This is a genomic window from Haloferax sp. ATB1, assembly GCF_000730175.1.
Genome location: NZ_JPES01000055.1, coordinates 1 through 15,643, shown reverse-complemented (window position 1 = coordinate 15,643; position 15,643 = coordinate 1). Strand labels below are relative to the sequence as shown.

Annotated in this window: 12 protein-coding genes and 3 pseudogenes; 9 read left to right on the top strand and 6 right to left on the bottom strand. The window is 57.2% G+C overall.

Translation table 11 applies throughout. The features are described from left to right. Positions 1–92 precede the first annotated feature (92 nt). The 7 genes from ATB1_RS09120 (at position 93) to ATB1_RS09090 (ending at position 8,382) form a co-directional block, all read left to right on the top strand. Complete coding sequence (locus tag ATB1_RS09120) at positions 93–1,430, top strand: sulfatase-like hydrolase/transferase (RefSeq protein ID WP_042663428.1); 1,338 nt, start codon at positions 93–95, stop codon at positions 1,428–1,430. A 350-nt stretch (positions 1,431–1,780) separates the two neighbouring features. Then, entirely contained in the window at positions 1,781–2,962 is a 1,182-nt protein-coding gene (locus tag ATB1_RS09115; protein ID WP_004967640.1) for an ABC transporter ATP-binding protein, read from the top strand. Between the two features lie 197 nt (positions 2,963–3,159). Beyond that, positions 3,160–4,509, top strand: a complete 1,350-nt coding sequence (locus tag ATB1_RS09110; RefSeq protein WP_241768164.1) for an extracellular solute-binding protein — start codon at positions 3,160–3,162, stop codon at positions 4,507–4,509. Positions 4,510–4,538: 29 nt separating this feature from the next. After that, positions 4,539–5,459, top strand: a complete 921-nt coding sequence (locus ATB1_RS09105) for a carbohydrate ABC transporter permease (protein WP_004967642.1) — start codon at positions 4,539–4,541, stop codon at positions 5,457–5,459. A gap of 12 nt (positions 5,460–5,471) precedes the next feature. Beyond that, positions 5,472–6,377, top strand: coding sequence for a carbohydrate ABC transporter permease (locus ATB1_RS09100; RefSeq protein ID WP_004967643.1), 906 nt, complete (start codon positions 5,472–5,474; stop codon positions 6,375–6,377). A gap of 65 nt (positions 6,378–6,442) precedes the next feature. Beyond that, positions 6,443–7,597, top strand: a complete 1,155-nt coding sequence (gene dgoD, locus ATB1_RS09095; RefSeq protein ID WP_004967644.1) for a galactonate dehydratase — start codon at positions 6,443–6,445, stop codon at positions 7,595–7,597. After that, positions 7,591–8,382 (top strand): SDR family NAD(P)-dependent oxidoreductase, encoded by a 792-nt coding sequence (locus ATB1_RS09090; RefSeq protein ID WP_042663427.1) that lies wholly within the window; start codon positions 7,591–7,593, stop codon positions 8,380–8,382. The genes dgoD and ATB1_RS09090 overlap by 7 nt, the downstream gene beginning before the upstream one ends. A 22-nt stretch (positions 8,383–8,404) precedes the next feature. On the opposite strand, the gene kdgK1 is transcribed toward ATB1_RS09090, so the two are convergent. Together kdgK1 and ATB1_RS09080 are read right to left on the bottom strand one after the other, a co-directional pair. Beyond that, a complete protein-coding gene (kdgK1, locus tag ATB1_RS09085; RefSeq protein WP_004967646.1) occupies positions 8,405–9,361 on the bottom strand; it encodes a bifunctional 2-dehydro-3-deoxygluconokinase/2-dehydro-3-deoxygalactonokinase in 957 nt (318 codons plus the stop codon). Next, a complete protein-coding gene (locus tag ATB1_RS09080) occupies positions 9,358–9,996 on the bottom strand; it encodes a bifunctional 4-hydroxy-2-oxoglutarate aldolase/2-dehydro-3-deoxy-phosphogluconate aldolase (protein ID WP_004967647.1) in 639 nt (212 codons plus the stop codon). Before ATB1_RS09080 ends, kdgK1 begins: the two co-directional genes overlap by 4 nt. Before the next feature lie 574 nt (positions 9,997–10,570). Here ATB1_RS09080 and ATB1_RS24585 point away from each other — a divergent pair. Both ATB1_RS24585 and ATB1_RS24580 read left to right on the top strand, forming a co-directional pair. Beyond that, positions 10,571–11,673 (top strand): annotated as a pseudogene (locus tag ATB1_RS24585) (beta-galactosidase); the annotation flags it as partial. Continuing rightward, positions 11,665–12,573 (top strand): beta-galactosidase, encoded by a 909-nt coding sequence (locus ATB1_RS24580; protein WP_394324770.1) that lies wholly within the window; start codon positions 11,665–11,667, stop codon positions 12,571–12,573. The pseudogene ATB1_RS24585 and the gene ATB1_RS24580, both read left to right, overlap by 9 nt. A gap of 367 nt (positions 12,574–12,940) precedes the next feature. Here the strand turns inward: ATB1_RS24580 and ATB1_RS09070 are convergent. From ATB1_RS09070 to ATB1_RS23180, 4 genes and pseudogenes are all read right to left on the bottom strand, one after another. Beyond that, positions 12,941–13,350, bottom strand: a pseudogene (locus tag ATB1_RS09070) (hypothetical protein). After that, the gene (locus tag ATB1_RS09065; protein ID WP_004967663.1) at positions 13,347–14,222 is read right to left on the bottom strand and encodes a ParA family protein; all 876 of its coding nucleotides are present in this window, start codon (positions 14,220–14,222) and stop codon (positions 13,347–13,349) included. The pseudogene ATB1_RS09070 and the gene ATB1_RS09065 overlap by 4 nt, the downstream one beginning before the upstream one ends. Positions 14,223–14,703: 481 nt before the next feature. Continuing rightward, positions 14,704–15,234 (bottom strand): hypothetical protein, encoded by a 531-nt coding sequence (locus ATB1_RS09060; RefSeq protein WP_082256362.1) that lies wholly within the window; start codon positions 15,232–15,234, stop codon positions 14,704–14,706. Between the two features lie 35 nt (positions 15,235–15,269). Continuing rightward, positions 15,270–15,472: pseudogene (locus ATB1_RS23180) on the bottom strand (site-specific integrase); the annotation flags it as partial. Positions 15,473–15,643 lie beyond the last annotated feature (171 nt).

The following is a 15,643-nucleotide window of genomic DNA, read 5'->3' as shown; positions in this document are numbered from 1 at the left end:
ACAAAATTACATTCATATGCTTGTAATCTCTATCCGAACACAATTCTGGCCATGCCCACACATATATAATACCAACTAACGAAAGCAGACGTATGGCTGATGATTCGATTGATCGACCGAACGTCCTCATGATCGTGACCGATCAACACCGGTGGGACACAGTTGGTGCGCACGGTTCTCCGATGGATCTCACACCGAACATCGATCAACTCGCCGCCGAGGGTCTTCGATTCGACAATGCAGTTACTCCACAGCCGGTCTGTGGTTCGTCGCAATCGGTTATTCATACTGGTCGATATGCAACTGAGACGGGCGTTTGGCGTCACTCACTTCCACTTGCTGACGGGGAACGAACGCTCGCACACTACTTCGCTGAGAACGGGTACGAGACGGGTTTCGTCGGGTCATGGCATCTGGCGGGGACATTTGACGAACCGGTGCCAACGTCCCACCGTGGTGGCTACGAAGACTTCTGGATCGGTGCTGATGTTCCCGAGTTCATGACTCAGCCTACGGAAGGGATGCTGTTCGACGAGAACGGCGAGCCCGTGACGTTCGATAAGTACCGTGCGGACGCCTTCGCTGACTTCGCTATCGACGCAATCGAGACGCTTTCGGAACCGTTCTTCTTGATGGTCGGCTTCTTGGAGCCACACGACCAGAACGACCAGCAGACGTTCGTCGCCCCTGAGGGATACGCAGAACGCTATAGAAACAACCCGTACGTTCCGCCGGATCTCCGTGACCGGCCAGGAAACTGGTTCAACGAACTGCCGGACTATTACGGCGCAGTCGAACGTATAGACGCGTGTATTGGCCGACTTACTGATACGCTTGCACGCACAGGTGTTCGTGACGAGACGATAGTTGCATTCACATCCGACCATGGGTGCCATTTCCGTAGTCGGCCCGGTGAGTATAAGCGCACCTGCCACGATGCATCAGTCCATGTCCCGGCTGTCCTTCAAGGACCAGGAATCGACGCTGGACGCGTCGTCGAGCGGACCGTCAGCCTTGTTGACTGGGCACCGACGATTCTCGACGCCGCTGGCAATGACGTTCCCGAGTCGATGCACGGCCACAGCTTACTCGACGACGACCACCCCAGAATGGGTGAGGCGTTCATCCAGCTCAGTGGCTCGGAAATCGGCCGAGCAATCCGAACGGATCGCTGGAAACTGGGAGTTTCCGCACCGACGTTGACCGGATGGCGCGGGGGCAAAGCAGAGAAGTCGAGCGACCACTACGTCGAGAGATACCTATACAACCTCGCGCGTGACCCCGCCGAACAGGTCAACCTCGTCGGTCGGCCTGAGTACAGAGCCGTCTTCGAACGGCTCAGAGACCGATTGCTTGAGTATATCCGTGATGTCGAAGGTGAAGACCCGACTATCGATCCGGTCTCCAACCCCGGATATCAGGACTACTGACCCCCTTCTGTTGGGTGTTCTTTCGCCTCGATACCTCCAATTGGCTTGTCTTCGAAACGGTCTTTGATTTAGTTTCATGATATATGAAATCCTCAATTCCATCGATATCGGCCAGAGATGGGCACAGGTGGCACATCCCCATGAGTTGACTGTTGCCAACCGCGGCTGTTTCATGTAACATAGAATATTGTGGGGCGAGTTCTGCCGTTGAGTCCGCCTGCTACAGCTTAGGGGTCAATCTCTGAAGTCAGCCGACTGCTCCGAACTTGCCCTCTGTCTTGCCGAGAGGGCTTACCGGAGAAATTCCTACGAGAGCAAGATTTAACACGAATAACAATCTTGGACGTGGTATGGGTAAGCTAGACGTTCAGCACCTCAAGAAGGTGTTCCACGACAATAGCGGAGATATCGTTGCTGTCGACGACTTCGACGTGGAGATCGAAGACGGCGAGTTCATCGTTCTCGTCGGTCCCTCTGGTTGTGGGAAATCCACGACACTACGATGTATCGCAGGTCTCGAGACACCAACATCTGGTGAGTTAGTACTTGACGGCGAGGCAGTTACTGACAACAAGCCTAAGGCGCGGAATATGGCGATGGTGTTCCAGAACTACGCGTTGTACCCGCACATGACTGCAGAAGAAAACATGTCTTTCGGGCTAAAGATGACGACTGACCTCCCGAAGGACGAGATTCGAAAACGGGTTCACGAGGCGGCCGAGATGATGGGTATCGATGATCTGCTCGGTAAGAAGCCGGGTGACCTTTCCGGGGGGCAGCAACAGCGCGTTGCGCTTGGTCGTGCTATCGTCCGTGAACCCGAAGTGTTTCTGATGGACGAGCCGCTATCGAACCTCGACGCGAAACTCCGGACGACGATGCGGACGGAACTCCAGAAAATTCAGCAGAAGTTCGACGTGACGACTATCTACGTCACGCACGACCAGACTGAAGCAATGACCATGTCTGACCGAATCGCCGTGCTCAACGACGGTGAACTGCAGCAGATTGGGACTCCGCTGGAATGCTACCACCAGCCGGAGAATCAGTTCGTCGCCGGCTTCATTGGCTCACCGTCGATGAATTTCTTCGATGTCGAACTCGACACGAGCGGCGAGACGCCAACGCTCGTTCACGACGCCTTTAGCTACGAATTGGACGATGACGTCTACGCAGATATCGAAAGCTCGGGACAACAGTTCACCCTAGGTATCCGTCCTGAAGATATCAAAGCGGTTCCAGCAGGCACACACAACGCGTTGTCGCCGGAAGTGGAGGTAACTGAACCACTGGGCGATGTCACCTACGTCTACCTTCAAATCGGTGGCAAGCAGTATACTGCAACGCTCGAAGGAGACATCGTCATCGAACCGGGGAGGCAGCTAACCGTTCAGTTCCCGCAGGACCGGATTCATCTCTTCGACGGGAAGACGGGCGAGACACTTCGGAACCGCGAGCCACCCGAGTCTAGTGATATCGACGCACTCGTTGGTCTCGACAACGTCGGCAGCGTTGAGGTCGGAGCCGAGTGATGCTGCGGGACAGTCACTAGTAGATCACTCTGCTAGCGAAGCGTCGTCGCTTGGATCGAACTTTCTCTTCCCGATAGTGTAGTTAACACCGCCGTTGCCGATGTCTGTGGAATATGTGCCCATTAGTAAATTATAAATAATGGTGGTCTAATGTGTGCTGTAGGGTTCATCCCATGACAGAGAGTAACTCATCTAGTTTGAGCAGGCGTTCACTCGTGAAGGGCCTCGGTGTTGGCGCAGGCGTCGCACTCGCGGGGTGTACGGGTGGCGGTAATAGTGGAGGCGACAGGCAACTCGGCGGAGGCGATGGGGACACCGCTACCGACCAGAGTAACAGTAGCGGTGATGCAAGCGGGGATGAGGTGCTCTTCTGGGAGTACACCTTCCCCAACGACGACTCACCTCCCATCTGGAAGGACACGTTCAAAGAGAACTACAACGCTCGGGGCGACGCACCGTTGACTATCGGGCGGTTCTCATACGAGGATCTCCGACAAAAGTTTCTCACGGGTGCTCGGACCGGCGATCCCGATGTCATCGAGGGTGTCCTTGCTCACCTGACGGAGTATATCAAGGCGGGACATCTCGAACCACTTGACGATCGTGTCGAAGAACTCGATTACTTCGACGGCTTCGTCGACTCTGCGCTCGACGCGATGCGGTACCAAGGGAAGCTCTACGGGCTTCCGTACACGGGCAACGGCCGTGCACTCATCTACCGGATGGACGTTCTCGAAGAGTTGGGCCAGGAGCCGCCGGAGACCGCTCAGGAGTTTCAGGAAATCGGTCGGCTCATCAACAAGGAAGTCGACGGCATCCAGGCCTACCACAACTGTACGAAAGACGGCAGCGTCCGAGCGTTCCAAGAGTGGATGTCGCACGTCTATCAACATACGGACCAGCTCTACGTTCCCGAGGGGGACGCGTGGGCGTTGAATATCGACGCCGACACGCTCGGCCAAATTTTCGACAACTGGTACTACCAAGTGTGGGCGGCCGACGAACCACTCGGTAACCCGGACCAACTTGGGACCGGGTGGCAGGTCAACGACCCCGGGTACCTCAACGGGCAGTTCGCCTTTATCGAGTGTGGGACGTGGCTCCGTGGCTGGACGACTGGGACCAACATCAACGATACCGATGCGACGGCCACGCTCCTCAACGAGAACACCGGCGTCGGCCACCTCCCCTACGGTGACGGTGGTTCGAAGGGGACGTTCCTCGAAGTCAAACCGATAATGATGAACTCACACAGCGACCAGAAGGACGCCGCGTGGGATGCAATCGCCACGTTCGCCAGTCCAGACACGATGAACGCGATGGGTGAGGACTCTCCCGGAAACGCGATGACACCCGTCCACGACGAGGTGGAATCAACCATCGACAACGAGAACTGGGAACCGTTCGTCGACGTGTTCAAGACTGGTCGCGCACTCGCGAAAGTTGGATGGGGCCCGTCCGAGAGCCGTTCTACCGCCTTATGCAGGAGGTTTCCTACGGCAAGACTGACCCGTACAAGGCCGGTACGAAACTCCACGAGGAACTGACCGCACTCGAAAGCGAACTGTAGAACACCATGGCCACACAAGACATCTCGTCTAGTCCACTCTCGCCGTACGTAGCGGAGTTCAAGCGGTTCGTCTCGGACACCTGGTTGGGCTATGCGATGGTACTCCCGGCTGTGATTATGCTCGGCGCCATCATCGTCTACCCGACGCTTCGAGGAATCCAACTGGCGTTCTTCGAAGTGTCACTTTTGAACCCCGAGCAGATGACGTTCGTCGGACTCAGCAACTTCGGTCAGATGCTGTCGGACGCGACGTTCAAGTCGGCGCTCTGGCACACGGTTCTGCTGACGGCCGTCGCCGTCTCGCTACAGTACCTCCTCGGGTTGGGATTAGCGCTGGCACTCAAAGAGAAAGTGCCTGGAGCTGGCTTCTTCCGTAGCGCATCGATGATTACCTGGGTGCTTCCCGGCATCGTGATGGTTATCATCTTCCGATTTCTCGTCCAACCCGATTTCGGCCCGGCCAACATCGTCCTCGCGAAGTTGGGGTTGGAGACGACGTACTGGTTCGGCCGTCCCGGTGTCGCATTCCCGCTTATCGTCGTGATGCACGTGTGGCGTAACGTTCCGTTCTACGCCATTGCACTCATGGCCGCGATGAAGTCGATTCCGGAGACCCAGTACGAGGCTGCCCGACTTGACGGTGCAGGACCGTTGCAGGCCTTCCGATACATCACCCTCCCACAGATATCGTACGTGTCGATGATTATGATCGTGCTGCACGTCATCTTCACGTTCAACAACTTCGACATCGTCTATCTCTCGACCGGCGGCGGGCCGCTCGGGAACACAGAGGTGATGTCGACGTACATCTACAAGCAGGCGTTCGAACAGTACGCCCTCGGATACGGGGCGAGCATGGCACTCGTGATGCTCATCATCATGATGGCCTTCACCGTCGTGTACGTGAGACTGGAGGCTCGCGACTAACCGAACAGACCAATGGCAACTGACTCATCCACACACTCGTCTTCGGACCGTTCGCTGATTCAGCGCTTCGACGCGTGGCTATCCGACGACATGTCGCCGCGTCGTCTCGTCGGAGTGTACGCTGTCCTCAGCCTGTACTTCGCCTTCCTCCTGCTTCCGGTGGGGTACATGCTGCTCGTGACGTTCACATCCCAGGAGTTCCTCTACTCGCCACAACTCATCCCGTCGCTCGGTGACCTCACCGTCGAGAACTACCTCACTGTTCTGCAGACGGGGGCGTTCCAGGGGTACTTCGTCAACTCAGTCGTCATCGCGGTTTCGACGACTACCCTCACGCTCGTTGTCGGGACGCTAGCGGCATACTCACTGAGTAGATTTGAGTTCCCCGGCCGGCAGTCGATTCTGCTGTCGTTCCTCGCGACGCAGATGCTCCCGCTCGTGCTCATCCTCATCCCGTTTTTCCTGTTGATGTTCTCGCTGAATCTCATCGACTCGTATCTCGGCATCGTTATCGCGCATTCTGTCGGTGGGATTCCGCTAGGCACGTGGCTGTTGAAAGGGTACTTCGATGATATCCCGACATCGCTCGACGAGGCAGCGAAGATGGACGGCTGTTCGCGCTTGGACATTCTCTGGCGTATCATCGTCCCGCTGTCGTTGCCCGGCATCGCTGTTGCGGGGTTCTACACGTTTATTCTCTCGTGGAACGACTACCTACTCGTCTCGATCCTGTCGCAGACAGCCGCGACGCGAACGCTTCCGTTCGGTCTCCAACTGTTCCAGTCGCAGAACACGGTCGCGTGGGAACTACTGTTGACGGCAGCGACGATTACTATCGTCCCTGTAGTCGTCCTGTTCGCCTTCGTCCAGAGCTACATCGTCGAGGGGCTTGCCAGCGGTGGGATGAAAGGGATGTAATCCTGTTTTCACCACCCCTTTCGAGGAACGAGGCACAGACATACTGATATTCTAAGATACACACCATGACACGAATCACTAACTACGAGCTGTTCGAGGTACCGCCACGGTGGTTATTCCTCCGTATTGAGACGAGCGATGGCATCGTCGGCTGGGGAGAACCAGTCGTCGAAGGCCGGTCACACTCCGTTCGGGCCGCCGTTGAGGAGCTCATGGAAACGTACCTCCTCGGCGAAGATCCGAGTCGAATCGAAGACCACTGGCAAACGATGTACCGCGGTGGCTTCTATCGCGGTGGTCCAATCTTGATGTCCGCAATCGCCGGTATCGACCAGGCGTTATGGGACATCAAGGGCAAACAGTTCGATGCACCAGTTTACGAGCTCCTTGGTGGCCCGGTTCGGGACCGCGTTCGTGTCTACCAATGGGTCGGTGGCGACCGCCCCGCTGCCGTCGGCGAAGCTGCCGCAGAGAAGGTTGACGCTGGGTTCACGGCGCTCAAGATGAACGCGACGCCGGAGATTCGACGAGTGGACAACCCAAGCGCTGTCGCGGACGCTGTCGACCGTCTCCGAACCGTCCGAGAGGCGGTCGGTCCCGAGGTCGACATTGGCGTCGACTTCCACGGGCGAGTCACGAAGCCGATGGCCAAGCGACTGGCGAAGGCGCTCGAACCGCACGAGCCATTCTTCATCGAGGAACCAGTTCTCCCTGAGCACAACGACGCACTCCCGGATATTGCGGCGCAGACATCGACACCCATCGCAACCGGCGAACGAATGTATTCACGGTGGGACTACAAACATGTCTTCGAAGACCAGTCGGTCGATGTCATCCAGCCAGACCTCTCACACGCTGGCGGCATCACCGAAGTGAAGAAGATCGCAGCAATGGCTGAGGCGTACGATGTGGCGATGGCACCACACTGCCCACTCGGTCCGCTTGCGCTCGCCTCATGTCTCCAAGTAGACGCCGTCGCACCAAACGCGCTCATTCAAGAGCAGAGCCTCGACATCCACTACAACGAGAGCAACGACGTACTAGACTACCTCGAAGATCCCTCGGTCTTCGACTACGATGATGGCTACGTTGACCTCCCAGACGGTCCAGGTCTCGGCGTCGACATCGACATCGACTACGTTCGTGAGCGCGCCGAAATTGACGTCGATTGGCACAATCCGGTCTGGCGACACGACGATGGGAGTGTTGCCGAATGGTAGACTCACAACGACACGAGGGGCGGGTCGCCATCGTAACGGGGTCGACGAAAGGTATCGGTGCGGGCGTCGCAAAGCGCCTCGCCCGCGAGGGTGCAACCGTCGTCGTCAACGGCCGTTCGGCCACCGATGGCCAAGAGACAGTCAATACTATCCGAGAGGTCGGTGGCGAAGTGACGTTCATTGAGGCCGACATGCGAGACCCCGCGGCCATCGAGGCGCTGGTCGAAGAGACTGTGGACCGCTACGGACGTCTCGACGTGCTTGTTAACAACGCCGGCGTCCAGACGGAGACGACTGCGTCCGAGGCGACGATGGACGACTGGGAGTTCGTCGTCGAGACTGATTTCCGTTCGTTCTGGCTGTGCGCCAAACACGCGGCCGAACACATGCCTTCCGGGGGTTCTATCGTCAACATGTCCTCGAACCATGCCTTCTTGACGATGCCTGGGCTGTTCCCCTACAATGCTGTCAAGGCGGGTATCAACGGGATGACGCGTGCACTTGCGCTCGAACTCGGTCCTCTCGGAATCACCGTCAACACCGTCAATCCGGGATGGGTCGAGGTCGAACGCACGCAAGCGGAGTTGAGCGCAGACGACCGTGAGCGTGTTGAGGCAATCCACCCAGTCGGTCGAATCGGCGTCCCCGAGGACGTTGCCGCGACAGTGGCCTTTCTGACCAGCGATGAGGCGTCGTTTGTGACTGGGACCAGTCTACTCGTTGACGGCGGTCGGACTGCAGTCATGCAGGATCACACCTACCTCGAATACAAAGAGCGTTACTAGCGGTCACTGCGCCCCAACTGACCTACCGCGCGATACCGCCTCCTCTGTTTTCTACCACCCGTTCGACTTCTGCCGGCGTCACGACTGCGAGGTCGCCTTCGATGGTTCGTTTGAGTGCGGCAGTCGCCGCGGCGTAGCAGAGCGCGTCGCCGACGGTGTCGCCGGCAATGTGTCGTGAGAGGTATGCGCCGACGAACGCATCACCGGTGCCAATCGCGTCCACCGTCTCCGTCTCGAACGCCGGTTGGTCGTACACCGTTCCGTCGTTGAGGGCAAGCGCACCCTCATCACCACGAGTGACGATTACTGTCTCGAAATCGAAGTCGTCTACTAGCCCTCCGGCGAGTGCTCGAGCGTCGCCTTCGCGGTCGAGGACGTGGCGGATGTCGCGCTCGGCCGCGACAAGAATATCGACGTCAGAAAAGAATGACTCACACGTTGCCTTCGCTTCAGCCGGCGACCAGAGCTTTCCCCGGTAGTTGAGGTCGAACGCGGTCGTCGTTCCCGCCGACTGTGCGTCAGCGAGTAGTTCGGCCGTCGTCGCTTCGAGCGTCTCCGAGAGTGCGGGAGTGATACCGCTCGTGTAGAACACGTTGGCGTTACGAATCGCGTCCCGATCGAGTTCGTCCGACTCGGCGGTGGTGACGGCTGCGTCGGCCCGGTCGTAGATGACCGTTGTCGGTCGAGGTGCTGCTCCCTGCTCGATATAGTATGTTCCTTGGCGTGACGACGTACTCCACGCAACTCGGGGGTCAACACCGTGGGTTTGGATTTCGTTCGTCACGCGGCGGCCAAGCGCCGAGTCCGGGAGCTTTGAGAGCCAGCAGGCGTCGGTGCCGAGTCGTGCCGCCGCAATGGCAACGTTGCTCTCTGCCCCCGCCGTTCGGAAGTCGAGTTCCGTCGCAGTTTCCAACCGTTCGCCCGCAGGTGGACTCAGCCGAAGCATCGTCTCGCCGAAGGTGACGAGGTCGGGTGTCATCGGTACTCCTCGGCGATTGCGACGAACTCGCTGGCTGCGTCGGTCAGCGTACTAAAGTCGCCCGCGGCGATGGCCTCACCGTCGACGATGGAACTGCCGACGCCGAGGGCAACCGCGCCGGCTTCGAAGAACGCTGCCGCGTTGTCGGTCGAGACGCCACCCGTCGGTATCAGCGGGACTTGCGGGAGTGGCCCGTTTATCGCACTTATTTGTTTGGGGCCGACAGCTGACGCAGGGAATAGTTTACAGAAGTCTGCGCCGGCCTCAGTCGCGGTGAGCGCCTCGGTTGGCGTCATCACGCCCGTCGCAATAGGCGTGTCGTACCGGTTGCAGGTCTCGATGACGTCCGTGTTCACCGTCGGGGTGACGACGAACTCAGCACCGGCGAGTTGGACGGCCCGTGCAGTCTCCGGGTCGAGAACCGTCCCCGCACCGATGGCAACATCCTCGACGCTGTTGGAGACCTCTCGAATCATGTCCACCGCGCCCGGTGTATTGGCTGTAATCTCGATCGCGTTGACGCCACCGGCTGCGATAGCACGAACGATGTCGGGTGCGACAGCTGAATCGATGCCACGCACGATCGCGATGATTCCAGGATCGATGATACGCTGGTGAACCGAGACTTCACTCATAGGTACATCTACGACTCCGGGTGGACCAGTATAACTTCTTGTGATGGTGGCACCACTTGGACTCAAGAAAGAAATCCAGTCGTACAAATGGTTGATGCTGACCAAGCGTTCGCATCCTCTGAGTGTTGTAGTGGACTCCCAGCGGAACTGCAACGCTTGGCCGGCGGCAGTGCTTCCCTGAGGAAGCAACAAATCATACTGTGCTGTTACACACAGCACTACCTCTCTCAACAATACTTGCGACTATCGACCAGTCTTGCGTGTAGAGATTCCCGGTTGACTGACGTGCTCAGTCCACCGAACTCTCTCCGTAGGCCGGTCTAGTGTTGCGGTCTGCGCAATCACTCAAACCACTAGTATTCAATTCTATCGGACAGTAGTGATGGATCCGTTGGGTGCCCACGTACAGCGACACTTGCCGAGATCGTGCTTCAGGGGTGAAGCATGAGAGAAGCTGAATAATACAGAATAGCGGGGATTAGATAGGCCGTATCTCCACACCTCGGGCCGGCAACGAGCGAGGTCTAGCCGACCGAGGATTTTTATTGTGGTGCGATATCTCTTATCATAGACAATGTCAATTGGTGTTTGCTACTTTCCAGAACATTGGCCACGCGAACAGTGGGAATCTGACGCACGGCAAATGGCCGAGGCGGGCATCGAATACGTCCGTCTGGCTGAGTTTTCGTGGGGCGTCATCGAGCCGACACTTGGGGGCCTCGATTTCTCGTGGCTTGACGAGGCGGTCGATATACTAGCTGATCACGGCCTGAACGTCGTCCTCTGTACACCAACGGCAACGCCGCCGAAGTGGCTCGTCGACGAACACCCGGAGATTCTGCAGGCCGACCCCGACGGGACGCTCGGCACTTCGGCTCGCGTCGCCACTACTGTTTCAACTCGCCCCGATACCGAGAGGAGACGCGCCGCATCGTTTCGGAGATGGCAGCCCACTACGCAGACCATCCGGCCGTCGTCGGCTGGCAGACCGACAACGAGTTCGGCTGTCACGGGACCGTTCGCTGTTACTGCGAGGACTGTTCGGCCGCCTTTTCCGAGTGGCTCGCAGCGAAGTACGACGACGTCGGCGACCTGAACGAGCAGTGGGGGACGACGTTCTGGAGCCAACAGTACGCCTCTTTCGAAGCTGTCGACCCCCCGCGGCCGACACCGGCAGACCACCACCCCTCTCGCCTCTTGGATTACTACCGCTTTGCGACCGATAGCGTCATCGAATACAACCGTATCCATGCCGATCTCATTCGCGAGCATGGTGACTGGTTCGTGACGCACAACTTCATGGGGGATTTCGAGACGCTCGACATGCACAAGGTCAGTAACGATTTGGATTTGGTTTCGTGGGACTCGTATCCGACAGGCTTCGTTCAGGACCGCCGGGCCGCCGACCCATCGATGGATGAACTCCGAGCGGGCGACCCAGATCAAGTTGGCCTGAACCACGACCTCTGCCGGGCGACGAATGATGCTCCGTTCTGGGTGATGGAGCAACAACCCGGTGACGTCAACTGGCCACCCTCCTGCCCACAACCGGGTGACGGTGCGATGCGACTCTGGGCACACCATGCAGTCGGCCACGGTGCCGACGCCGTTCTGTACTTCCGCTGGCGGCGATGTCTAGAGGGTCAAGAACAGTACCACGCTGGGCTCATGAAGCAAGATGGATCGCCGGACCGCGGCTACAACGAGGCGAAGGCTGCAGCCGAAGAACTCACCACAGTTGATGTTGACCACGTTGACGCTTCTGTTGCGCTTCTCCATGACTACGACAATTGGTGGGCTATCGGTGTACAACCTCACGCTCCCGAATTCGACTATTGGGAGCATCTCCGATGTTACTACCGTGTACTCAGAGCCCGTGGCGTGCAGGTTGACGTCGTTCACCCGGACGCCCCACTAGACGACTACGAGGCCGTCGTCGCACCGGGGCTTCACCTCGTCGATACCGAACTTGCGGACCACCTTACTCAATTCGTCGAGCAGGGTGGTCAGTTACTCGTGGGGGCGCGCTCTGGCGTGAAGACGCCGGCCAATCAGCTACACGAGACGCTTGCACCGGGGCCACTCGCGGACCTCACCGGTCTCGTCGTCGACCAACACGAGAGTTACCCGGAAGATGTCCCACTCGCCGTGGAAGTTGATGGCGATGAGTACGCTGCCACAATCTGGGCGGAGTGGCTCGACCCCGATCCACAGACGACCGTCGTAGCGACGCACACTTCCGGTCCGGGAGCTGGACGTCCGGCAGTCACCCGGAGGAACCGTGGCGACGGCTCAGTAACGTACTGTGGTGTCTGGCCGGGGTCAGAACTGCTTGACGAACTCGTTGCTGAGCTGCTGTCTCGCGGCGGAATCAAGCACACTTCCCGACTTCCGGACGGAGTTCGATTCAACGAACGAGACGGCCTGACATGGGTGACGAACTTCACCAGTCGTCAGTTCGAACTAGATGTGCCAATGGGGGCTGTTGTATCCGGCGGGCAGACGCTGGGTGCGTTTGATGTGGCCGTCGTATCCACCGCTCCACACTTGATCAGCATCTCGAACGAAGCCTCGTAGTGGCCGAAGACGCTCACGATTGTACTCTTGAGTTGAATCGGGAGCATACAACACTTCACCTTCTGAAACTTGCCCGCCCGACCAATAGATTGGATATAGCGGAATATGGTTTATTACTTGCTCTCCGTTTGGGCCGACAAATTGCTAATCCTCGTTGTCTCTGCGGGACAATGAGGTAATTGAGAATGTAAGAAATCTACTATTATTGCGCTACCTTCGAACTCCTTGGTCCTTAGAATGGGCTACCAGGGAAGCGACGCTCGTTCTCTTGGTCAACAAACCACCCAGCGGAGTCCAAGTTTCGGACCGTGACCGACTGCCAACTGTCGATTTTCGCACCTATACTGCTGTAAGCGCCGTTTCTTGGCTAGTCGAACGTCATCCCGTAGCCCCACTCTTCGAGGCACTCTTCTGTTTCATCGAGGTGCTGCAGGCCGACCTTCATGAGCGCTTCACGGAGGTCGGTGAGTGAGACGTTTTCTTCGAACCGGTCTTCGAACTCCCGGAGGCGTCTCGCTCTGCGACTTTTGTCTCCTTCTGTAAGAACAGCGGGACGCGGTCACGACCGTCTTGGACGCCATCACGGCGGAATTTGTATGGAATCTGGATCTGCTGGCGAGACTCTTGGGTGTCTTCGCCCTCGGCTTGGTTCGAATTCGTTTCTTCGGCCTGTTCAGGCTCTGTTTCCTTCGTCTGAGTCTCTGTATCGGTCGCCGAGTCAGTCGATGAGTCATCTGCAAACGGATCTTCACCAGCTCCTTTCTTCATGCCAGTCATACCGTCACCACCTCGTGGTCGACGTCACCCGGTTCCGGGGGGTTTGGCGCTTCAATTCCGACCTGTTCTTCGAGATGTCTCGCGATGCGGTCGAACTGAGCAAGCGTTTCAATTTCGTAGTCACGGCGACGATCACGATGTTCACGGACGTATTTGAACGCCGAACATTGCTCCATCCAGCACCCCTCCATCAGGGAGGCACGCTCGCTGATGATCTCTGGGATCGGATAGTCGATTTCAGCTAGTACCTGCCGTTGATCACGTGTGTTTTTGAATCCGGTTGGTACGGCGGCGAGCACACCAACGTCAATCTCGAGTTGGTCTTCAAACCCGGCGACGAGAGCCTCAAGCCCTTCAACTGCTGCACGGCCCTTTGCGCTTGGTTCGACGGGGATGACAAGCGACCGCGTCGCGTGAATCGCGTTGTAGAGGTGTGGCCCTTCAGTTGCTGGTGGGTCACAGATCAGTACATCGTACTCCTCTGGGACGCCGGCCTCGCGGAGCACACGGAGTAACTGTGCGTGCATCCCGAATGCTTCGCCCATGGCTTCCGCCTGGTCTTTCTCTCGCTGGAGAAAATCGGCTAAATCTGAGAGCATATTGTGCTCCGGAACGATGTCGACACCTTCGACAGTCCGAATGAGATCCTCAAAGTCGCCGTTGGGGCGTCGAATCATATGCCGGACGATGTTATCGACTGAATCCGTTCGTTGGTCGTCAACCCCGAAGAGACGTGAGAGATCGCCGTCTTGTGGGTCAAGTGGAACGACGAGCGGTTTCAACCCCGCCCGAGCGTGCGCAACCGCCAGGTTTGCAGCGGTGGTCGTCTTCCCAACTCCGCCTGCCTCGCTGTAGGTCGAATATGTGAGCATACTGTGTTCATGAGGGACCACCACCTTGAATCTTCTGTACATGTTTTCATTGTGTTCATCTAGTGTGTTCATTCTATGTGTTCAGTAATGAATGAACATAGTGAATACTAGTGGGGAATGACATTAATGAATCTCCTGATGTGGGGGCTATACCCTCCCTGATCACAGGGCGACTCCCCTACATCACTGAACAAAGTTAATGAACACAATTCATGAATGATGTGTTTGAACAATATTGGCGGCCAAACATCTTTGCTGTGGCATCGTGTAGACACTAATGGAGACAGACCGTGTCACATACGTCTCCACAATTCCCCTATGACGAGTGATTCGACGGCGCTTGGCCGATGTCCTGACTGTGGCGAAGAGATTGCGTCTCACCAGTCGCTTATCGAGTTCGAGGAGGCCGATGGGACGACTGGCGTGTTCGCAGAGTGCTATTCATGCGATGAAGTTGTCCGCCCAGAGTGACGAACTGACGTTACTTGTCCTCATTTTCCCGATCTTGGAGAATATGTGAGTTGTCCTCACCACACCTGACGTGTCCGATCTGTTGGAGCAAGTCAATACCGGATGTAGCTGTCTCCTCACCAACCCTCGATTCAAATGTCGGTTCGGGAACTCCTTCGTATAGCTCATCATCGTATTCAGTTTCCGCAAGGAGTCGAATACACTGAGCGACCCGTTCACCGCCTACAGTTCGCGAGTGCAAACGTTCGATCTCATCTTGGATGTCGAATGAGTACCCTTTCTCTTGGAGACGGGCGGGTTTGTGTTTCATGGCACCGACAAACTCGTCTCGACCGATAAGCGACAACTGGGTGTGCACCTCTTGGACGATTAACTCCTCATCGATCCCTGCTTGTGCAAGTACAACCATGTCGTCGACGTCGTCGTCTCTATTCGCGACCGATTTGAAGAGGAAGATATCGTCAAGCGACACCATCCGGATAGTCAACGGTCCATCTTCGACGAGGTGCTGGCTTCGGGCCTCCATGTCGTCACTCAGCATGAGTACACCGTGACTTGTCTGTGGAAGATGTCGAATCGACGCTTACTGTTCTCGAGAATGAACGCCGCGTCAGGTTCGCTGGCTTCCCAACCGAACTCTTCACCAGCTCTGAGAGTGGGTTGCACTTCGCGTATTTCCGTCGTTTCACGAAGGCGTACCACGCTCTGGCGACATGCAGATACTCCAGATACGACCGGTCAGTCGATAGCTCTTCGTCGAACACCTCGAGGACAGCGAGTCAGCATTCGATTTATCTAGGCTCAGTACATCACAAAGCCGGTTAGTTGAGACGTCTGCTTGCAGAAGGTGTGTTCAAAACCCAGCAAGCAGACGGTGAAATCCACGAGGACCAGCTCCTTAACTTCCTCGTCAATTCCCTTGACGAGGAAGTTGCTCTCACTCTCGGTGA

Excerpts from the sequence above, each read along its gene's own strand:
- ATB1_RS09120 (WP_042663428.1), top strand. The coding sequence starts at position 93 with ATGGCTGATGATTCGATTGATCGACCGAACGTCCTCATGATCGTGACC.
- ATB1_RS09115 (WP_004967640.1), top strand. The coding sequence starts at position 1,781 with ATGGGTAAGCTAGACGTTCAGCACCTCAAGAAGGTGTTCCACGACAAT.
- ATB1_RS09105 (WP_004967642.1), top strand. The coding sequence starts at position 4,539 with ATGGCCACACAAGACATCTCGTCTAGTCCACTCTCGCCGTACGTAGCG.
- ATB1_RS09100 (WP_004967643.1), top strand. The coding sequence starts at position 5,472 with ATGGCAACTGACTCATCCACACACTCGTCTTCGGACCGTTCGCTGATT.
- dgoD (WP_004967644.1), top strand. The coding sequence starts at position 6,443 with ATGACACGAATCACTAACTACGAGCTGTTCGAGGTACCGCCACGGTGG.
- ATB1_RS09090 (WP_042663427.1), top strand. The coding sequence starts at position 7,591 with ATGGTAGACTCACAACGACACGAGGGGCGGGTCGCCATCGTAACGGGG.
- kdgK1 (WP_004967646.1), bottom strand. The coding sequence starts at position 9,361 with ATGACACCCGACCTCGTCACCTTCGGCGAGACGATGCTTCGGCTGAGT.
- ATB1_RS09080 (WP_004967647.1), bottom strand. The coding sequence starts at position 9,996 with ATGAGTGAAGTCTCGGTTCACCAGCGTATCATCGATCCTGGAATCATC.
- ATB1_RS24580 (WP_394324770.1), top strand. The coding sequence starts at position 11,665 with ATGAAGCAAGATGGATCGCCGGACCGCGGCTACAACGAGGCGAAGGCT.
- ATB1_RS09065 (WP_004967663.1), bottom strand. The coding sequence starts at position 14,222 with ATGCTCACATATTCGACCTACAGCGAGGCAGGCGGAGTTGGGAAGACG.
- ATB1_RS09060 (WP_082256362.1), bottom strand. The coding sequence starts at position 15,234 with ATGCTGAGTGACGACATGGAGGCCCGAAGCCAGCACCTCGTCGAAGAT.